Annotated in this window: 4 protein-coding genes; all 4 read left to right on the top strand. The window is 54.5% G+C overall.

The features are described 5' to 3' along the window. The first annotated feature begins 221 nt into the window (after nucleotides 1–221). Nucleotides 222–887 (top strand): IS4/Tn5 family transposase DNA-binding protein, encoded by a 666-nt coding sequence (locus tag BM222_RS42765; RefSeq protein WP_349509908.1) that lies wholly within the window; start codon nucleotides 222–224, stop codon nucleotides 885–887. Beyond that, a complete protein-coding gene (locus BM222_RS42760) occupies nucleotides 823–1,683 on the top strand; it encodes an IS4 family transposase (RefSeq protein ID WP_244547440.1) in 861 nt (286 codons plus the stop codon). The genes BM222_RS42765 and BM222_RS42760 overlap by 65 nt, the downstream gene beginning before the upstream one ends. A 384-nt stretch (nucleotides 1,684–2,067) precedes the next feature. After that, on the top strand, nucleotides 2,068–2,646 hold the full coding sequence (locus BM222_RS39610; protein WP_177243759.1) for a GNAT family N-acetyltransferase: 579 nt from the start codon (nucleotides 2,068–2,070) through the stop codon (nucleotides 2,644–2,646). 93 nt (nucleotides 2,647–2,739) lie between these two features. Further along, nucleotides 2,740–2,892, top strand: a 153-nt coding sequence (locus BM222_RS39605; protein WP_143106212.1) for a transposase, incomplete at its 3' end; no start/stop codon positions are given.

Below are 2,892 nucleotides of genomic sequence, written 5' to 3'. Positions count from 1 at the left end.
GGCACCTCGCCGTCGCGATTCAGGTGCCCGACAATGAATCACCAGCGATTCATCGGATTTAAGATTTTTCGATCAGGACTACCGCAATCGAATCAGTAACCGTCCGGTGAAGCTTTCAATTACCCATAACTTTGACCACTCGGGCTGATCCGCTGATCGGCGAAATCTTGAATCGAAAGAATCACTTGTGATTCCTTTCTGCGCACCTGATTCGCGAGGGGGTGCTCTATGGGCCGACATTAAGAGATCGATCGGCAAAAGGCTGTTTGCGATCCGTGGAAGGTGAATGTTGGATTGATCGCGAGAGCAGTGGATGCGAGTTTAGGGACGCGCGGCTCGGCGACAGATTCCGCAAACTGCTCACGCAGATTGGAAGCGCCATGGGACAAAGCATTCCGCTCGTCTGCCAGGATTGGGCGAATACCAAGGCAGCCTACCGCTTCTTCTCTAATGACCGGGTCAGCGAAGCGGACATTCTGGCCGGCCATTTCCAATCGACACGTGATCGTGCCGCCGCCGCCGGCGGTCTCGTTCTTGTGCTGCACGACACAACCGAGTTTAGCTATCAGCGCGAAAAGTCGGAAGCGATCGGCATCACCAAGAGTATAAACAGTGGACGGGATAAGGCGGGTCGCCTCAGATCGCACACGGTTTGCGGCATCCTGATGCATTCGAGCCTCGCGGTTACAATCGAAGGGGTGCCGCTGGGGTTGGCGGCCGTTAAGTTCTGGACCCGGAAGAAATTCAAGGGGACGGCAGCGCTTAAAAAGAAGATCAATCCGACCCGGATTCCCATCGAGAAAAAAGGAAAGCGTCCGGTGGTTGGAAAATCTCAAGCAGTCTACGCAACTCTTGGATCATCCGGGACGATGCATCCATATCGGTGATCGCGAGAGTGACATCTACGAGCTCTTCTGCGCAGCACACGGGATCGGAACTCATTTCCTGATCAGGACCTGCGTCGACCGCTTGGCTGGAGATGGGGATCACACGATAGCCGACAAAATGGACGAGGTCGCCGTCAAAGGGCTCCATCGCATCGAAGTCAGAGATAGTAACGGCAATCCCGACCAGGCCGTTCTTGAACTCAGGTATCGCAAGATTCGCGTCCTGCCGCCGATCGGAAAGCAGAAACGCTATCCCGCCCTGACCCTGACGGTGATCCATGCCGAAGAGCGCGGGACGCCGAAAAACAGAAAGAAGATCGATTGGAAGCTGATCACCGACCTGCCTGTAAGCTCCCGCACCGACGCCATTGAGAAGCTCGAATGGTATGCTTTGAGATGGAAGATCGAGGTGTTCCACAAGATCCTCAAATCGGGCTGCAAAGCTGAGGAGTCGAAGCTCAGGACCGCCCAGCGTCTGACCAATCTGATCTCGCTCTTTTGCATCCTGAGTTGGCGGGTCTTCTGGATGACGATGCTCAACCGTTCCGCCCCAGATGCGCCGCCAACCCTCGCGTTGACTGCGACTGAAATCGGCGTTCTCGATCGCCTCGTCAACGACAAACCAAAAGCAAGAAAAACGCTCTCGCACTATCTGAACAAGATCGCCCGGCTCGGCGGTTACCTCGCCCGCGCCAACGATCCGCCGCCCGGCAATACCGTCATGTGGCGCGGGCTGTCACGCCTCGCCGACATCGCGCTGGGCGCCATGGTCGGAGGGGAATTTGTGGGTAATTGAAAGCTCCACCGGAGGCTTACTCGAATCAAGCATTTGTGGGCAATTGAAAGCTCCATCGGACGCTTACTCATAGCCCAAAAGCTTGCAATCTCACATTTAACGCGTGTGCAAACTCAAACCCGATAACCTCGGACGTTCTTCATGGTCGGTAAATGATCGCAAAGGTCAAAAAGACATCTACTTCAAGGGTCAATCTGATTGCGCGCGCTCCTTAGTATTGGTAGGTGCGTGCAGCTGTACCGCTGCTAGTGTGCCGATCTGCTAGATCAATCGTGCCCACGTGAACTGTGGCCCTGGGTCAGCGCAAAAACTGCGTCCATGGGAGCTAACTCCGATGATCGAAAACCCAACCTAAGGCAGAAGCTGTTCTGGGAGAAATTACCGATGGTCACATATGAGACAGAACGTTTGATCCTAAGCTCACCGCGCCCGGAACACGAGGCCGAGTTATTAAAACTGCATAATGATCCACGCGTTCAGGAAGTTATCTTCAACAATGTGCCGCAGACCCTTGAGGACGTGCGCAAATGGCTCGATTGGTTTTGGGCCCGGTGGCACAAGAATGGCTTCGGCGACTGGATGGTCTACGAAAAAACGGATGAGGGCCCGATATTTATCGGTCGTAGTGGCTTGCGTGACTACGATGGCACCAACAATCTCGAACTCGTAACTGTGCTCGCTGAACATGGAAGGCGGCGGGGTCTTGGTCTGGAGGCTCGACGCTTTGGCGTCACACATGCTTTACAAAACTCAACCAAGGAAAAGGTGGTCAGTGTTATTAGGCACGGCAATGTTCCGGCGGAACGGGCAGCCAAGAAACTGGGGCTACGATATGTGGATGACCGCTGGTACCAGGGAAAATTTTGGCAATACTATGAAATGACTCGACAGGAGTATTTTGTTCAGCCGCATCACCAAGTTACAGGTAAGCGCGGGTATACTTGCACCGGTCGTGTTGTCTGATGAGGAGTGCGCGAGCGCCGTTAGCCTGAGCACTTGCGAGTCCTAAGCACTGCGTCTCCAGGCCTCTGCAGATCATTCGAGTCCATCGAGTGAATGAAGCGCAACCGCTTTACGGAAGAGCAGATCATCGGGATTTTGAAGGAGCACGAGGCTGGCGTGTCGGTTGCCGATCTGTGCCGAAAGCACGGCGTCAGCGATGCCAGTATCTACAAATGGAAAGCCAAGTTTGGCGGGATGGAGGTCTCG

The sequence above is a fragment of the Bradyrhizobium sp. Gha genome, assembly GCF_900113735.1.
GTDB lineage: Bacteria > Pseudomonadota > Alphaproteobacteria > Rhizobiales > Xanthobacteraceae > Bradyrhizobium.
Note: the sequence above shows the minus strand (reverse complement) of the source record. Positions and strands in the feature narration are given on the sequence as shown.

Bases quoted from the DNA above. Each gene is read 5' to 3' on its own strand.
- BM222_RS39610 (WP_177243759.1), top strand. From the start codon at position 2,068: ATGGTCACATATGAGACAGAACGTTTGATCCTAAGCTCACCGCGCCCG.